The 16988-nt window shown below is 66.4% G+C and carries 11 protein-coding genes; 1 reads left to right on the forward strand and 10 read right to left on the reverse strand.

The genetic code is table 11. The features are described 5' to 3' along the window. Positions 1 to 9: 9 nt before the first annotated feature. Together QTH90_RS13515 and QTH90_RS13520 are read right to left on the reverse strand one after the other, a co-directional pair. A complete protein-coding gene (locus tag QTH90_RS13515) occupies positions 10 to 1494 on the reverse strand; it encodes a DUF4331 domain-containing protein (protein WP_286665054.1) in 1485 nt (494 codons plus the stop codon). Between the two features lie 159 nt (positions 1495 to 1653). Beyond that, a complete protein-coding gene (locus QTH90_RS13520) occupies positions 1654 to 3555 on the reverse strand; it encodes a glycoside hydrolase family protein (protein ID WP_286665055.1) in 1902 nt (633 codons plus the stop codon). A gap of 237 nt (positions 3556 to 3792) precedes the next feature. Between QTH90_RS13520 and QTH90_RS13525 the strand changes: the two genes are divergently transcribed. Then, on the forward strand, positions 3793 to 5991 hold the full coding sequence (locus QTH90_RS13525; protein WP_286665056.1) for a polysaccharide biosynthesis tyrosine autokinase: 2199 nt from the start codon (positions 3793 to 3795) through the stop codon (positions 5989 to 5991). A gap of 3 nt (positions 5992 to 5994) precedes the next feature. On the opposite strand, the gene QTH90_RS13530 is transcribed toward QTH90_RS13525, so the two are convergent. From QTH90_RS13530 to QTH90_RS13565, 8 genes are read right to left on the reverse strand one after another with little or no spacing between them, the layout of a single operon-like run. After that, positions 5995 to 6858 (reverse strand): glycosyltransferase family 2 protein, encoded by an 864-nt coding sequence (locus tag QTH90_RS13530; RefSeq protein ID WP_286665057.1) that lies wholly within the window; start codon positions 6856 to 6858, stop codon positions 5995 to 5997. Positions 6859 to 6870: 12 nt separating this feature from the next. Next, positions 6871 to 7755 carry a glycosyltransferase family 2 protein gene (locus tag QTH90_RS13535; RefSeq protein WP_286665058.1) on the reverse strand — a complete coding sequence of 295 codons (885 nt, stop codon included), beginning with the start codon at positions 7753 to 7755 and terminating at the stop codon, positions 6871 to 6873. Between the two features lie 3 nt (positions 7756 to 7758). After that, positions 7759 to 8946 carry a glycosyltransferase family 4 protein gene (locus QTH90_RS13540; RefSeq protein WP_286665059.1) on the reverse strand — a complete coding sequence of 396 codons (1188 nt, stop codon included), beginning with the start codon at positions 8944 to 8946 and terminating at the stop codon, positions 7759 to 7761. Between the two features lie 19 nt (positions 8947 to 8965). After that, a complete protein-coding gene (locus tag QTH90_RS13545) occupies positions 8966 to 11113 on the reverse strand; it encodes a glycosyltransferase (RefSeq protein WP_286665060.1) in 2148 nt (715 codons plus the stop codon). After that, positions 11094 to 12656 (reverse strand): oligosaccharide flippase family protein, encoded by a 1563-nt coding sequence (locus QTH90_RS13550; RefSeq protein ID WP_286665061.1) that lies wholly within the window; start codon positions 12654 to 12656, stop codon positions 11094 to 11096. The genes QTH90_RS13545 and QTH90_RS13550 overlap by 20 nt, the downstream gene beginning before the upstream one ends. Then, the gene (locus QTH90_RS13555) at positions 12643 to 14103 is read right to left on the reverse strand and encodes a hypothetical protein (protein ID WP_286665062.1); all 1461 of its coding nucleotides are present in this window, start codon (positions 14101 to 14103) and stop codon (positions 12643 to 12645) included. Before QTH90_RS13555 ends, QTH90_RS13550 begins: the two co-directional genes overlap by 14 nt. A gap of 12 nt (positions 14104 to 14115) precedes the next feature. After that, positions 14116 to 15216 carry a glycosyltransferase gene (locus tag QTH90_RS13560; protein ID WP_286665063.1) on the reverse strand — a complete coding sequence of 367 codons (1101 nt, stop codon included), beginning with the start codon at positions 15214 to 15216 and terminating at the stop codon, positions 14116 to 14118. A gap of 33 nt (positions 15217 to 15249) precedes the next feature. After that, positions 15250 to 16590: an undecaprenyl-phosphate glucose phosphotransferase gene (locus tag QTH90_RS13565; protein WP_286665064.1), complete on the reverse strand. Its 1341-nt coding sequence runs from the start codon at positions 16588 to 16590 to the stop codon at positions 15250 to 15252. Positions 16591 to 16988: the final 398 nt, after the last annotated feature.

Genomic DNA, 16988 nt, shown 5'->3' on the forward strand with positions numbered 1-16988 from the left:
TCGTGCTCCTTACTGCGAGCCCGGAAGGGGCGTGTTCAGGTAGGGAAACGCATCCGGGAACTGCGCCGGGCTCTGCAGCGCGCCATCGGTCAACGCGGCACCGCCTGCAGGTGCATCGCCGGGCTTGCAGCCGACCTTCAACGTATCGAGCGCACCGGTCGCCACGCAAAGCGCACCCATCGCGACGCGCAACTCGGCGTCCACCACGTCGTCGCCGGGCCGGCGGCCATTGGGGAAGCCCGCGTTGTCCCCGGCCAGCACGCCGAGACCGTTCTGCTGGGCCTTGGGCGTCGGCATCACCGAGGTGTTGAGTCGCAGCATTTCCGAGGGCTTGCCATTGAAAGGCTTGTTGACGCCGTCCACGCCGGTGAGGAAGGCAGCGACCAGGTCGGTGCGCGGGAAATTCGTCGGCGCCGCGGCGCTCGGGAACAGGATCTGGATCAGGGCCGGCAGTGTCGGATTGGTCACGTAGTCGGCGAACTGGCCATCGTCTTTGGGCTTGGAACTGTTGAACTTGTCCTTGTCCTTCAGTCCGATCACGACCTCGTTGACCAGCGGCATGCCCAGGCGGGAGATCTGTGCCCATGGGCCACCGTTCAGCGTCGTCGTGCCATGGCCGCTCTTCGGCGGGCTGGCAATGAGCCGGCCCTGGCGCACGCTCGCAGTGGTCCATCCGCCGACGATGGGGCTGGCCGCGGTGGTGACGCAGGAGATCGGAATTTCCAGCGCCATCGTGGTCACGTTCCTGCCGGCGAGCGCGTCGGGATTGGCGTTCGTCGAGCCGAGCGGATTGAGATTGATCAGGTCGAACACCTGGCCCAGCGCGATGGTGAACGGGTCCTTCCGCTGTCCGACGAACACACGGCCGGGCGTGCTGCAGCCGGGGATGTTGACTGCATAGAGATGCTGGTTCGCATAGCTTGCATAGCCGGTCGGGCCGCCGAAAGTCTTGTTGCCGATGTTGTCCGTCGGCTTGTCGAACACCATGCCGCCGCCGGCCATCGAGACCGGCTCGACCCTGCCCGTGCGGCGATCGCCGCGCACGATGTCCAGCGTGTAGGTCTCGCGCAGGTTGCTCGTTGCTTGGTTGGGCGCGGAGATGGTGCCGGCCTGCACCAGCGGAATGGACACCTTCTTGTCGGCGACGGGCAGCTGGATGTCGCGCAGCGTGTGGGTGAACTTGAAGCGGAAGGTGATGTTCTCCACCGCGTCGCCGTCGGTGTCGAGATGGATCTCGTAGAGCGCATTCGAGTCCATCGTGAAGTAGTTCGGCCCGCCGTACGGGCCCTGATCGGGCTGGTAGTTGGCGATGAGCGTCACGAAGCCCTCGCGGCCCGCTTCATAGCTGCGAAACATGTAGAAGTCGGTGGCATCGACCTTCGGCATGCCCGTGATCGAGGGCGCTTCGCGGTGACTTGACGCCAATGCGCCGGCGGCGGCGATGGCGCAGGTGGCCAGCACACCGAGCTGGATGGACGGCTTCGAGAATCTCATGGCATCACCTCAACAGGTTGTCTGGGAAGGGGATGGCGAGGGGCCATCGGGTGCTTGGAGACAAGTACCCGACTCTTCTACGCAGCGGCGGCGCCGTTGGATGTGTAAACAAGTGCAAGACCACCGCGCGTCGCGCACGCGGACGGCCGCGAGCGGATCTCAGCGGCTCACTGTCACGCGCCGGATGCTGAACTGGGAATGCGCAGGGCCGTCCGCATAGAGGCAGAAGTTGAAGCCGAACATGCCGACGAAGCGGGCATTGGGCACGGTCCACGTCTTCTCGTGGAATCGGGTTCCGACGACGCGGTACCAGCCCTCGCTGGACGGCACGAGGCCATTGACGTCGCCCGAGGCGATCGGTGCGTCCGATTCGTACAGGAGATTGAAGCCGGGGTCGCCGTGCCCGTGGCCGCGCAGCACGGCGGTGATGCGAATCGGCGTGGTGGCATACAGGGGCAGGAAGGTCGGGTCCACTGCAAAGCAGGCGCCGGTCGTGCCTTCGAGGTTGAACTCGGCCACGTTGTTCACCACGGTGGCGGCGGGTGCGTCCTTCATGAACACGCCCTCGGGCGTCGCGCCTGCCGTCAACTGCACGGACGCCGAAGCGCTGTGGTCGCCATTCCACGGAAAGGGCTTGCCGCTGCTGGCGGCAGCGTCGCTCAGCCACTGCTGGGCCTGTGCCGAGCCAGCCGGCGCGATCCATATCGCCGGGGCTTCGGTGAGCGTCGGTGTGCGGCTCGTGGTGGTTGCGCCGGTGCGCGGGTCGACCACCGTGACGTCGGAGGCCAGCGTCAGCACCGTCGATTGACCGGGCCGCGACCATGCCGAGAGCACCACGCCTTGCGGGCCCGTGAAGACGAAGCCGTAGTACGCGTTGCCGGGTTGTGTCCAGCCGGCGTAGCGGGGCCGCGCGCCCAGGTACGTGTTCAGGCTGCGCAGCGCATGCCACGCCGGACGCTTCGTGCCATCGGCCGTCGTCAGTCCCATCGTCAGGCCTTCGCTGTCGCTCGGGTCGAACCAGTAGGTGCGCGCCACGCCCTGCGCGAAGGCCATCGTGTAGATCCTGACCAGCATGTCGGCCTGTCGCAGCGGGCCTTCGCCGCTCGCGGCGGGCGACGCGGCGTTGAAGCCGATCTCGGTGAACCACAGCGGTACCGCGGCCTTCGCGGGGTCCTTGTCTTGCAGCATGCGGCGCACGCGCGGCACGATGGCCATGAACTGTCCTTCCCAGCCCTGGGGAAGCAAGGAAGCCACTTCGTAAGGGTGCAGCGTCACGAAGTCGTACTTGCCAGCCGCACCGGCCGCGATGGTCTCGGCAAGGTAGTTGACGTGGTTGCTCTTGGCGGCAAGGCCGAGTTGCACGGTCGGATCGACGGCCTTCGCGGCATCGAAGGCCGCGGCCACCACCTTGGCGTAGGACACGGGCGACTGGTCGGCCGTGAAGTTGGGCGGCTCGTTCCACACTTCCCAGTACTTCACCCGGCCCTTGTAGCGCCTGACCTGCGCAGCGACGTAGCGCTGCCAGCCGGAAAGATCGTTCACCGGCAACGTGTGGACGGGGCCGGAACTCCATTGCAGGATGCCCACGGCCGACATGCCGGCAGCGGCGATCGGCGCCCAGCCGTTGGCGTTGGGCGCCGCATGGAAGCCGCGCACGCTCGTGATGCCGGCATCGGCCATCGCAGGCAGCCAGGGCCCGGGGTTGTACGACAGTGCTGCCGACGGCGCCGCGCCCCAGGCGTCGTCGCGGCTCGCGAGTGCAGCCAGGCTGTCGGGCGACCAGAGGGAAGCCGCGCCCATGCTCGACGCGAACGCCACCAGCGCAGCGTTGCGCGCGTTGGCCAGTGCACCGGGCTGCGCCTTGTCCAGCATGTCTTCCTTGTCCAGTGCGTCCGCCTTGGAAACGGCGTCGCCGGAGGACGCAGCCGCCGAGGCGCCCATCGCGCCCGATGACGACGACGCGTCGCCCCCGCCGCCGCAGCCTGGCGACGACAGCAGCCACACGAGCAACAACCCCACAGCGGCGAGATGGCGGCGTGGCGCCAGGAGATCGAGGTCCATAGTGTGGAGACTCCTGTTTCGACGTCGGCCGCAGGCTGAACGTGAAGATGCTAGCGGGGAAGTTCGCAACACAACGCATGCCACTCGTGAGAAGAAGTAAAGCATGCGGCCCTTGACGACCAATCCAGCACAAATGGAACGATTTCTGCAAGCATGGTCGGGATGCGCCAATCCCCCATTGCCTCCATGCCCGGTGCGCCCCAGCGCGTGCTTGCGGCTTCCGGTCCAGATACCGTCATGATCGATACAGAAGACGAGCCGCGCCTGTCCGAGTACAGGGACATCATGATCGACCACAAGTGGCTGATCGTCGGCACCGTCGTGTCGGCCCTGCTGGCCGGCCTGATCTACGTGACACTGGCCACGCCGGTCTATCGCGCGAACCTCTTGTTGCAGATCGAAGACTCCGTGCCTGACAGCAAGAGCAAGGGTTCGGTCACCGAGACGTCCGGCCTGTTCGAAGTCAAGACGCCCGCCACCGGCGAGATCCAGGTTCTTGCATCCCGCATGGTGCTGAACGCGGCGGCGGAGCAGACGGACTTGCAGATCAGCGCCCAGCCGCGTCACCTGCCCGGAATCGGGCGTTGGCTCTCGCGCCGCGCCACCGGGCTGTCCGACCCCGGCTTCCTGGGGCTTGGCGGCTTCGTGACGGGGACCGAGCGCATCGAGGTCGCACGCTTCGACGTGCCGCCTTCGCTCGAGGACACCGAGCCCTTCACCATCACCGCGCAGGGCGATGGTCGCTACACCGTGCGCCACGAGTTGCTCGATGCACCGCTGGACGGCGTGGTCGGGCAGCCGCTGCGCAAGGCGCTGCCCGATGGCGTGCTGGAGATCCAGCTGAGCGAACTCGCCGGCAAGCCTGGCGCCGAATTCACCGTCGCGGTGGCATCGCGGCTCCGCGCCATCGAGCGCCTGCAGGAGCGCCTGCAACTGAGCGAGCAGGGCCGGCAGTCGAACGTCATCGGTGTCACCCTCGAAGACAGCGACCGCATTCGCCTGGCCCGCGTCCTCAATGCCATCGGCGAGCAGTACGTGCGGCAGAACATGGAGCGCAAGTCGGCGGAGGCCGAGCGAACCCTCGCCTTCCTCAACACGCAGTTGCCGATCTTCCAGCGCCAACTCCAGGGTGCGGAGGATGTGTTCGCGCGCTTTCGCAACAGGAACGGCACCGTGGACTTCGACGAGGAAGCCAAGGTCTGGCTGAAGAGGACCTCCGACCTGCAGAGCAGCCTGCTGGAGCTGCAGCAGCGCCGTCGGGACGCGGATGTCGCCTTCACCGAGCAGAGCCCGCGCATCCAGCTGCTGAACAGGCAGATCGGTGCCGTGCAGGCCGAACTCAACACGCTCAACACGCGGATTGCCGGCATGCCGAACCTGCAGCGCGACGCATTGAGGCTGGAGCGCGACGTGCGCGTCAACAGCACGCTCTACCAGGCGATGCAGAACAACATCCTGCAGATGCAATTGATCAAGGAAGGAAAGATCGGCAACGTGCGCCTGCTGGACAAGGCCGTGGTGTCCAAGGTGCCGGTCAAGCCCCAGAAGACGCTCGTGCTGGCCTTTGCGCTGTTGCTGGGCGCGCTGCTGGGTCCGGCGCTCGCGATCCTGCGCACGCGCTTCAGGCCCGGCATTCATAACCCGGACGAGATAGAGGCCCACACGGGCCTGGATGTGCATGCCGTCGTGCCCCTCAGTGCCGAGCAGGTGCTGCTCGATCGGCGCGCCGACAGGAGCACATCCGGCACGCTGCTGGCCGATGCCAATCCGCACAGCCCTTCCATCGAGGCGCTGCGCACCCTGCGTGTCGGCCTCAAGCTCACCATGGCGGAGGCATCCAACAACCGCATCCTCATCACAGGTGCTACGCCCGGTGTCGGCAAGAGCTTCATCGCGAGCAACTTCGCGACGCTGCTGGCGCAGGCCGGCAAGCGGGTGCTGCTGATCGATGCCGACCTTCGCAAGGGCCATCTCGACAACGTGTTCGGCCTGCCGCGCGAGGGCGGGTTGTCCGAATTGATCACCGGCGAGATCGGCGCGCAACAGGCCGTGCATGCCCAGGTGCGCCCCCATCTGGACGTGATGACCACCGGCAAGCTGCCGGACATGCCCGCGGACCTGCTGGAGTCGCAGGCCTTTACCCAGGCGCTGGACGCGCTCTCAGAGCCCTACGACGTGGTGGTCATCGATGCCACGCCGGTGCTGGTGGCGGCCGATGCCGCGGCGGTGGCATCGGCGTGCGGCGTCGTGCTGCTCGTGGCGAGATCCGGCAAGAGCAAGCTGGGAGAAGTGAACGAGAGCATCCGGCGACTGGGGCAGGCCGGCGCGGCGGTCAGCGGGGTGCTGTTCAACGGGATGGACTTCAGCCGCCGGTACAACGGCAGCCACGGGTACCGCCATGGCGGCTACCGGCACGAGGAATACAAGCACGCGTAGCAGCTACTTGCGGGACCCGAGGCAGACGCCCGTGTAGCCCTCGGCCCTGCCGATGGCGACATTCAGGTAATAGATTCCGCGGTTGATGTTCCCCTTCAGGAGGGACAGGCAGGCACCTCCCACGGGCCTGACGAGGTAGTTCGTCAGGTACAGGATGCCGTAGCTGTGCTTTCGGATGACGTGCCCCATGCCCCTCGCGTAGCGGCGCCCCTTGGCCCGCATCGCATCGTCCGGATCGCGCGTATTGAGCTCCGGATGATGGGCGTACAGGTCCGGGTCGTAATAGACCTTGAATCCGGCCTGGATGGCCCGGATCGTGATGTCCGGGCCTTCGCATGATTGCCAGGGCGTCGACGCGCCCACACCGATGTCTTCGTCGAAGCCGTCGAGTTGCTCGAACACCTCGCGCTTGAAGAAGACAAGCCATTCGATCTGGGTGGTGAACACGTTGCGGAGATCGACCCGCTGCGCACTCGTCTCGAACCGGCCGTTGATGGAGCGGCCATCCGGTGCGGCGGCTCGCCCGCAGACGATGTCCGAACCCGTTTCATCGAATCGTCCCAGCACCTTCTTGATCAATGAAGGCGGGTACACGCAGTCGTCATCCGGAAAGCAGACGATCTCCCCGCTCGCTTTCGCGACGCCGATGTTCCTGCCGCGACTGGCGCCCTTGGCATCCGGGCTTCGGAGGTAGTGAACCGGAAAATCGACGCTGATGGCGCTGCAGGCCGTTTGCAGACGCTCATCGGCGTTCTGGTCGACGATGATCAATTCGAAGTCGTTGTGGTCGACCTGCTTCAGCGCGACGATGAACTCGACGACTTCGTCGATCCTGCCGAGGGTGGACATGACGAGTGACACTTTCATGGGGCTCATTCCTCAGAAGCGAAGAATGCGCTCGGGGTCGACGCGCCCCCGAACCCAGTCCCACACGGCCAGCGCGTTTCCTGCCAATCGGCCGCGCCTGTCGACCCAGGGCTCCGGCCTCCAGCTGCGCAACAGATTGGTGCCGATGTTCCTCAGGTTCCCGGTGAGGGCCTGGAGGGGCGACATGTGGCCCTTGCGCATGATGTAGATGCGGTTGGCCACTTGCGAGTAGCCGAGGCGCTTGCCCGGGCTGCGTCCCGAGCGCTTCGTGCCCAGGTGCACGCCTCTCAGGCTCGTCGCCTGCACGATGTCGCCATGGGGGGCCAGCTGCCTTGAGAAATCCACGTCCTCCAGCCAACCGTACAGGGGCAGCCGCTCGTCGAAGCGGATGCCGTGCAGTCGCACCGGTGCAAGCCGCACTGCCATGTTGCAGCCATAGGCGTTGAAGGTCGGCGAGAGCGACGGCGGGTCCGGGTCGGGGCTTGGGTTCGCCAGGAAGCGCACCCCTTCCTCGTGCGTGAACCCCGGCCCGAGGATGCCGTCCGCAAGCACCTTGCCGGTTGCGACGACGACCTTGGGGTGGTCGGCGAAGAGGCGCCCGGTTTCGAGCACGAAGTCTTCGGCTGGCAAGTAGTCGTCGTCGAAGAAGACCATCACATCCGCATCGGAAGCGTCGATGAGCGCATTGCGCTGCGCGGAGCTTCCGATCGGGCCGGAGACCACGCGGACGGGGCAGGGAAAGCCTTCCAGGCAAGCAGGGTCGACATCCTCCGGCCGGGCCGGGCAGATGAGCAGTTCGTCCGGCTGGCGCGTCTGCCGCGCCAGGAAGCGGATGGCGTCGGCCAGCACTTCGCGCCGGCCGGCAGTGGCAATGGCGACAGCGATCTTCAGGCTCATGGATCAGTACGCCGGAAGCTTGTCGGTGCCCACGACGCGCGTGGCGGGTTCGCGTGCCGGCGGCGTGAGGCTGTCGTTCAATGCGGCCAGCTCGCGGTCGTTCCATGAGGCTGCCGTCCGGAAGGCGGCTCGCCCTCGCTCGATGCGCTCCTGCCTGTCCCTGTAGAGCCGCAGCACGGCGTCGGCAAAGGCGGGTGCATCGCCGTCCGGCGTGACCAGCACCCCCTGCAGGTCCGAAGGCCGGATGCCATCGACACCCAGTTGCGTGCTGACCGCCGGAACCCCGTGCCCGAAGGCCTCCAGCAGCTTGATCTTGACGCCCGTGCCCCGCGTGATGCTGTTGACGAGGATCGGACCCTCGCGGAACGCATCGCGAACGCGCGGCACGACGCCGTACTTGACCACGCCCGGCGCGTCTGCGAGTTGGCGGCAGATCGTGCCCGAGACGAACAAGCGGAAGTCCGGCTCCTGCTGCCGCACAAGCGGCAGCACGTTGTCGACGAACCACGCGAGCGACTGGTTGTTCTGCAGGAAGTCCGACCCGATGAAGGCCGCTCCCGCGCATTCCGACAGGTCCAGGGGCTCGCCGATGTCGATGATGTGGCTCACCACCGAGACCGTGTTCGCAGAGGGCGGCAGCATGCGACGGAAATACTCGGCTTCCTGATCCTGGATCGCGAGCACCCTGTGCGCGCGCAAGAGCCCTCGACGCTCCTGTGCCATCGGTATGCCGCCGGCAAAGCTGTCCTGCGTGTCGATGATCCGGAACGCGCGCGGCCCGAATGCATCGAAGGCGCGCGTGAAGGTCACGTACTGCGCAATCACGGCATCGAAGCCGTGCTGACGTTCGAGCTTCCTGAGCTGCGACGTGAAGCCGGAAAAATAGGTCTCGTCGATATCGCTTTGCAGGTATCGGCTGCGGGTCAGCTTGCGCCAGGCCTTCCAGAGGGCCCGGCCGGCCAGGTAGGCCGCGTCCGCCACCTGCCCGCGTTCGAGGCAATGGAAGTTCGCGGGCCCGAGAAGCGCGACATGCGCTTGCGGGTCGAAGTCCCCCATCTGCCGCGATGGCAGGAACACGAAGTGCACTTCATGGCCGCGCTCCTTGCATGTCTTGACCATGTGCAAGGTCCTGACCCGGTTGCCGCCGGTTGCGGGATAGAGCGGGAATGGTGAGACGAAGACGATCTTCATTGGGCTCCTATGCCTTCGCTCAGAAGCGAAGAATGCGCTGTGGGTCGAGCTGGCCGCGCACGCAGTCCCACATGGCAAGGCAATTTCCGGCCAAGCGGCCGCGACGGTCGACCCAGGGCTCCGGCGAGAGGCTGCGCATTGAATTGGCCAGCAGGTTCTTGGCCATGTGTTTGAGCGCGAGGGACCAGCGCATCGTCCCCTTGCGCGCGAGGTAGAGCGGGTTGGCCACCTGCGAGTAGCCGAGGCGGCGGCCCGGGCTGCGGCCCGATCCCTTCGCGCCAAGGTGAACGCCGCGCAGGCGCGCCGCCTGGACCACGCTGCCATGCGACGCGAGCTGCCGCGAAAAGTCCACGTCTTCCAGCCACGCGTACAGCGGCAAGCGTTCATCGAAGCGGACGCCGTGCTGGCGCACGGCCTGCATCCGGATGGCCATGTTGCATCCGTAGCCGTTGTAGGTCGAGGTCAACGATCGCTGTTCGATGTTCGGCCCGGCCTGCGCGAGGATTCGCAAGCCCTCCGCGTGGACGAGGCCGGGGCCGAGGATGCCGTCGGCGAGCAACTTGCCCGTTGCGACGACCACCTCGGGGCACGTGGTGAACAGCATCTCGACTTCCGCGACGTAGTCGGACGAAGGCAGGAAGTCGTCGTCGAAGAAGATCACCACATCGGCGTCGGTCGCGTCGAGCAGCACGTTCCGCTGCATCGGCAAGCCGACCGGGCCGCGCAGCACGCGGACCTCGCCCGCATAGTCCCGCAGGCACGACGGATCGAAGTCCTCGTCCCTTGCCGGGCAGATCAGCAGTTCGTCCGCCATGCGGGACTGGTGGGCGAGCAGGCCGACCGTCTCGGCAACCATGTCCCGTCGTCCCGCCGTGGCAATGGCTATCGCGATCTTGAGGCGTGCTGACTTCATCAGGACGCAGGCTTCTTCGCCGACCGGGGATGGACGGGAGACCGGGTCCGTCGCAGGCACCGCCTGCATGAGACCGGTGTCGGCGAGCGCCTGGCCGAGCACGGTTTCGAGCAGTCGGCGTGCAGCCCTGTCCCAGGTGAATTGCGCGGCGTGCGTCCGTCCGCGGCTGCGCAGGTCGTCGCGCAGGTCATGGTCGTCGCACAGCCGGACGATCTGCGCGGCCCATTGGGTCGGGTCGTGCGGACCGGCCCACAGCACCGCGTCGCCGCAGACTTCGGGCAGCGAGCCGCAGGGTGCGGCGATCACCGGGCAGCCGAGCAGCATCGCCTCCAGCGGCGGAAGGCCGAAGCCCTCCGTGGTGGATGGAAAGGCCAGCGCAACGGCTTCCCGCAGAAGGCCTGCCAGTTGCTCGTCGCTGATGAACCCCAGGAACTGGACGTTGGGCGGCACCGCGTGACCCTGGCGCTCGAAGTCCTCGCGCGTCGCGGGGCCGAAGAGCGCAAGCGTCACTTCGCGCAGCGCGGGCGCATGGAAGGCCTTCAGCAGCATCGCGATGTTCTTGTGCGGCTGGACGTTGGCGAGCGCGACGACGTAGCGCTTGCCCGACAGGCCGGACGACTCGACCTTCGCGGCATCCGGCACGAGCCGCAGGACGTGGTCGCAGCCGTTGTGGATCACGCGGATGCGCGCTGCATCGGCCACGCCGAAATGCGCCAGCTGTGTGCGCGAGTACCCGGACACGGTCAGCAGGGCCTTGTTGCGCTTGCCGAGCCGCGGCAGCACCAGCCGGTACCAGGTCCTGAAGGCGCGGGAGTAGGAATCAGGCGCGCTGTAGACCTGCGCGTCGTGGACCATGGTGAACGCATTGCGATACGAGACCGGCGCGATGTTGCACAGGCTGATCAGCGTGTCGCCCTGGGTGCGCCGTGGCAGCACCATCTGTTCCCACAGCGCCCCGTGCAGCCGATCCATCAACGGCCCTCGTTCGCCCTGCCGGCGGTCGCTCTCCACGCGAATGCAACGAAGCCGCAAGCTGGCGTCCGGCTCGCCCGGCACGATCAGGCGGCAAGGCATGGCCGCGGCCAGCGCGGGGTTGTGGGCGAGCAATGTGTCCAAGCCCACCAGCAGTTCGCGGGCCACGCGATAGACGCCCGAGCGGCTGGTCGAGCGCTGCAGGAACTTGCCGTTGATGACGAGGCGGGGCATGGCCGGGCCCTGGGTGCGCGGCGTGGGGTCAATGGGGTTGCTTGGCATGGGCCTCCATTGCGTCAGTCGGGCTCGCTCGCGTGCGTGCGGCCGATGGGGAGCGGCGAGTGCGCGCCCGGGTGAACCGGGTGCGGATGGTGTCGAGCAAATACTGTTCCAGTCCCGCGGGCCGGCCCGCCAGCTGCCACGCCAGCAGGACGCCGAGTGCATAGACCAGCAGGTACAGCAGGCCGAGAGGCACTGCCCGCACCAGCAGTTCGGTCAGGCCCGGGGCTGCCATCACCTCGGCCTTCGTCAGCCACAGGAGAGCACCTGCGGGCAGCATCGCGATCAGCGGCCGCCAGAGAGTCATGAGCTGGGGCACCAGGCGGGTCGCGATCAGGCGCCGCACGATGAACAGCGCAGCGATCGTCCCGGCGGCCGTGGCGATCGCACTGCCCGCGATCGCGCCCGGAATGCCGAAGTGCACGGCGCCGAGCCAGACCAGCGGCAGCCTGACCAGCAACTCGACCAGCGTGCGGATGGCCACCCAACGCGTGCGGTCCAGCGTCATGGCCAGCGGGCCCATCAGCATGGCGGGAAGACCCAGCAAGGCGGCCGCGCTGATCCAGCGAAACCATTCCGCAGCCGGAGCCCATGCAGGCCCCAGCGCCACGCGAACCAGCACCTCGGGCCACAGCAGGGCCAAGCCCATGACGGGAGCCATCAACAGCGCAACGGCGCGGGACAACTGCAGATAGCGCGACCCACGCGCATCGCCGGCCGATGCCAGGGCCTGCATGACGGGGCGGCTCAGCGGCTGGATCAGGGCCTGCATGGGGATTTCCGACATCTGCTTGCCCATGGCGTATTCGCCGAACGCGGTGGCGGTCGTCAGTCGCGGCAGCAGCAATCGATCGATCTGCCAGTTGAGTGCCATCCCCAACTGCGATACGAAGTTCCACCCGATCAGGCTGGAGAAACGCGCCCAGTGGACGAAGGTCAGCCGAGGCCGCAGCGGCACGATGCAGTACGACAGGAGCGTCGCCACCAGCGGCGCGCATACGGTTGCGGCTGCAATGGCCCAGTAGCTGCGCGTGGTGACGGCAACGATGATCGATACGACGAGCGCGACGGTCTTGCCCGACAGTTCGAGCACCGCGTCGGGACGGAAGTCCAGCGCACGCGCGTACTCGACCATGCGGGGGTTGACCAGGCCGCGCATCACCGGCGCCAGCGCCAGCACCGCCAGCAGGGCGATCAGCCGTGGCTCGGCGTTGAAGGCGGCGAGCGGCCATGCAACCGCCAGCAGCAGCAGCCCGACGACGAGCCCGCGCAGCAGGCTGAGCGTGAAGGCCGTGTGGAGCATGTCGGGCGTCAGGGCAGGCACGCGGATCAGCGCGGCTGCCATGGGCAAGTCGAACAGCGCTTCGACGATGAACACCGCCGCCATCGCCATCGCCACCAGTCCGAACTCGGCCGGCCCCAGGAAACGCGCCAGGCACAGCAGCATCGCGAGGTCGATCAACTTGGCGGCCAGCCGCGTACCCACCGTCCACGCGCCGGCCCCGAGCGCCCGGCTGGCCATGCTGGTGTGTTCAGTGGCTGCCACGCGCGCTCCGCTCGATGGCCAGGCGGGCCGGCCTGTGGCGCCATGCATCGTTGATCGCGCCCTGTGCTCCCTTGCGCGCAATCGCCACGGCGATCCCGTAGAGGAACGCGTTGAACAGGCCGAAGTCCGGCGTGGTCCCGATCATCAGGCTCGTGAAGAACGGCGGCAGATAGGACCAGCGCACGGCCGAGAGCAGGGCATGGCCTTCCGCATCGCCCTGCGGTGCGCGCCGGACGAGCAGGGTCTGGAGCACGAACAGCGCGTAGAACGCCGCGCCGAGCACCCCTGCATTGCTGGCCAGTGCGACCGCGAAGTTGGAGGCGCGCGTGCCGCCGAGCCCGACGCCCAGGCCATGGGTCGCGAACAGCGCATGCAGGGAGACCCTCGTCCACATGCTGCGTTCCTCGAAGGAGTCGGTGGTGGACTTCTGCAGCACCATCACATCGAACATCTCGCGCATCGGGTTGAACACATGCGGCACCGCGATGACGATCAGGATCAGTGCGCACATCGCCGTGGCGCCCAGCCAGAACTCGCCGACGAGGCCGCGCTGGAGCAGCGGGTTGCGGCCTGCGGCGACCAGCCGCCAGAACCACTCCGCCGCCGCCGCTGCACCGAAGAGGCCCAGGCCTAGGTAGGCGGCCGACGAGGTCGACAACCACACCAGGAGCAGCAGCAAGCCCATCAGGACCGGAACCACGCGATTGCGCAGGCGGCCCGAAGGCATCGCGCGCCGGAAGAAGTACAGCGACGCCAGGAAGGTCAGCGCCAGTCCGCCGAAGGCCGATGCCTCCGGCATCAGCCCGACCACGCGCTTGCTGGTCAGCACTTCCACATCGGTGAGCAAGGCGTAGCTGGCGGTGCGAAAGAGTTCCAGCATCGGCTGCAGCGGCAGGTACTGCGAAGCCAGGTCGAGGCCGCCGGTGAGCACGGTCATGGCCGCACCCAGGCACAGCGCGGCCAGTGCATGCCGCCGCATGGATGGCGCGCGCAGCATGCGCGAGATGCTGAAGACGGTGAACACCGAAATGCTGATGTAGACGAACTGGGAGATGTTCTGCGTGGTGGGCACCAGCGTTGCGGTGTCCGACAACGCGCCGGCCCGAACCGGCACGATGTCGACCGCACCGGCGAAGAACCTCGGCATGAACAGGGTGACGATGCCGGCCGCAACCCAGAAGAGAAACAGCAGGAGCAGTCCGGAGGACTTCAGTGCGGTGTCGAGCGCGTAGCTGAGGCCGCGCACGCTGCCCAGCTGCCGCACGATCAGGAGGATGGCGACGATCGGCGCCGGCGTGAGCGTGAGGCCGCCGGTCAGTTCCGTGGGAACCGCCGCGAACGAACCGAAGGGCATGGCGGCGAAGAACAGGTACATCAGCGCCTGCTTCTGCCGGAAGATGGTCCAGACCGCGATGGTCCAGAAGACTGCGATGGGGATGGCTTCCATGGGCCTCCCGGGTCAGGTCACGGGGCTCGTATGACCGGCCACCAGCGAGTCGATGAGTTCGGCCATGCGCGTCCTGAACACGGCGGTATCGAAGGTGCGCGCGTGCGCCTGCATCACGTCCGGGCAGAAGGCGTCCTTCATGGCCTCGAAGCGCTCGATCGCCCCGATCAGTCCCTCTGCCGACTGATCGTCGAAGAAGATTCCGGTGCTGCCGTCGACCACCGTTTCAAGTGCGCCGCCCTTGCCGAAGGCGATGACCGGCCGGCCGCTTGCCATCGCCTCCAGCGGCACGATGCCGAAATCCTCCACACCCGGGTACAGCAAGGCCTTGCAATGCGCGAAGTGGTGCGCCATGGTCTCGTCGTCGACCGCACCGAGGAACTCGACGGTGGGACCCGCGAGGCGCCGCAGCGCAGGGTCGGCACCCGCACCGATGACGACCAGCCGCCTGCCCATGCGGGAGCAGGCCTCGACGGCGATGTCGACCTTCTTGTAGGGCGTGATCTGGCCCGCGCAGAGGTAGTAGTCGCCCGTCTCGGCCACGGGGGCGAAGCGCGGCAGGTTCACCGGCGGATGCACGACGTGCGAAGTGCGGCGGTAGTAGCGCTCGATGCGCCGCGCCACGTAGGCCGAATTGGCGATGAAGTGGTCGACGCGATGCGAAGTGCTCACGTCCCATTGGCGCAGGGAGGGCGCCGTCAGCGACATCACTGCGCGCGCAATGGGGCCGGACGCCGCACGGTACTGGGGATACAGGTCCCACACGTAGCGCATCGGCGAATTGCAATAGCAGATGTGGATGGCGTCGGGGCCGGGGATGATGCCCTTCGCGGGGCCGGACTCCACGGAAATGATCAGGTCGTAGCCGCTCAGGTCGAAGGACTCCAGCGCAAAGGGCATCAGCGGGAGCATCTTCTTGTAGTGGCGGACGCCGCCGATCCCTTGCAGGAACGAGGTCGTGATGCGATGGCGCCGGAGCTTTTCCGAGATGACATCGCGATCGCACACCAGCGTGAAGATGTCCGCATCGGGGTACAGGTCGGACAGCACTTCGAGAACCTTCTCGCCCCCGCGCATGCTGACCAGCCAGTAGTGGACCAGTGCGACCTTCATGAGAGACCCTTCGTTCGATGCAGCATGGCGATGTCAGTAGGCGTTCTTGTTGACGAAGCCCTTGACCAGCGTCAAGGCGATGATCTGCAAGTCGAACTTGAGGGACCAGTTCTCGATGTAGTAGATGTCGTACTCGATGCGCTTGGACAGGTCGGTGGAGCCTCTCCAGCCGTTGACCTGGGCCCATCCTGTGATGCCCGCCTTGACCATGTGCTTCTTCATGTAGTCGGGGATCTGGTGCTTGAACTGCTCCACGAAGACCGGCCTCTCGGGCCGCGGCCCGACGATGGACATGTCGCCGAACAGGACGTTGATGAACTGCGGCAGTTCGTCGAAGCTCGTCTTGCGCAGGAAGGCGCCGACGCGCGTGGATCGGGATTCGCCCGGCTTGGCCCAGACCGCGCCGCTCGTCTTCTCGGCGTCCACCGGCATCGACCTGAACTTGTACATCCAGAACGTTTTGTTGTTCCAGCTCACACGTTCTTGCCGATAGAAGACGGGTCCCGGCGAACTGAGCTTGACCGCAATGGAGATCGCGAGCATCAAGGGCGATATCAGCACGAGGATCAGCGCCGACAGCATCACGTCCTCGGCGGACTTGATCAGGCGCGCCGCGCCCTGCAATGGCGTCTGTTGCAGCGTGATGACCGGCAGGCCGGCGATTTCCTCCACCGAGTGGTTCAAAAGGTGGAGGCCGAACAGGTCGGGCACCAGCTTCACGTCCGCGGTGGAGTGCTTGAGCTGGCTGAGTGCGTAGGAAATCCGTGCCTGGTCGCGCATGGGCAATGCCAGCCAGACCAGGTCGACACCCCGGGACTCGACATAGCGGCCGAGCTTGTCGATTCCGCCGAGCATCGGCGAGCCGGTCAATTCGCTGCGGTCCGCATGCGTGGCGAACCAGCCGCCGACTTCGATGCCGCACGAATCGTCGCGGCGGATGGCATCGACCAGCCGTTGCGCATCGGGATTGGCGCCGACCACCACCGAGATGCGCTTGTCGATCCCCTGCGCGCTGGTCCAGCGCGCGATGGCGCGCACCACCACGCGCAGAAGCATCGCGCCGCTGATGCCGAGCCCGAGCCAGCCGCCCCACCACAAGCGGGATGTCTCGTGGCCATCTCTCATGGCCAGTGCATACACCGCCATGACGCAGAACATGAGCAGCCACAGCGTTGCGAGCTTGACGAACTCCGATGCGAGCGGGCGGCTGCGCCAGCGCCGGTACAGCGAACTGCCGTTGAGGACGATCACTGCAAACAGCACGCCCCGACTCAGAGCATGCACATAGTCGGTGCCCAGTTCGAACGAGCCGAAGCGCAGTGCGAAGGCCAGCATGCCGCTGATCACGAGAACGGCCAGGTCACCCAACCTCAAGGCCACATCCAGCACGGGATTGAATTTTCCCAATGCTGACAACGGAGTTTCGCGGAAGCCAGTTGCAGAGCCAGACAGCATCAGACGTTCTCCGGAGCTTTGGGTGGACGAGCGATGTAACCGACCGTGATCGGGCTTGGGTGTCTCCTTCCGTTCTTATGGCTTCAAAGGTGCACACCATCGGTGCGGGCCTCTGTTCGCGTTCATCCTACAACGCACAACATGACAGAAGTCCGATGTCTGAACGCAAGAATTGCAACGACGATGAGTGCTTCGCGATGTTTCCTCGCGATTGGAAGTCGCAATATCGGTGCCACAAAGTGGGCCGCGCGCCCTTCGCCTACAACATGTTCGAATGTGTCCTACAAGGCGCGACAGGCCATGCGCCCGATCCGGCA

This window comes from Variovorax flavidus, assembly GCF_030317145.1.
GTDB classification, from domain to species: Bacteria; Pseudomonadota; Gammaproteobacteria; order Burkholderiales; family Burkholderiaceae_C; genus Variovorax; species Variovorax flavidus.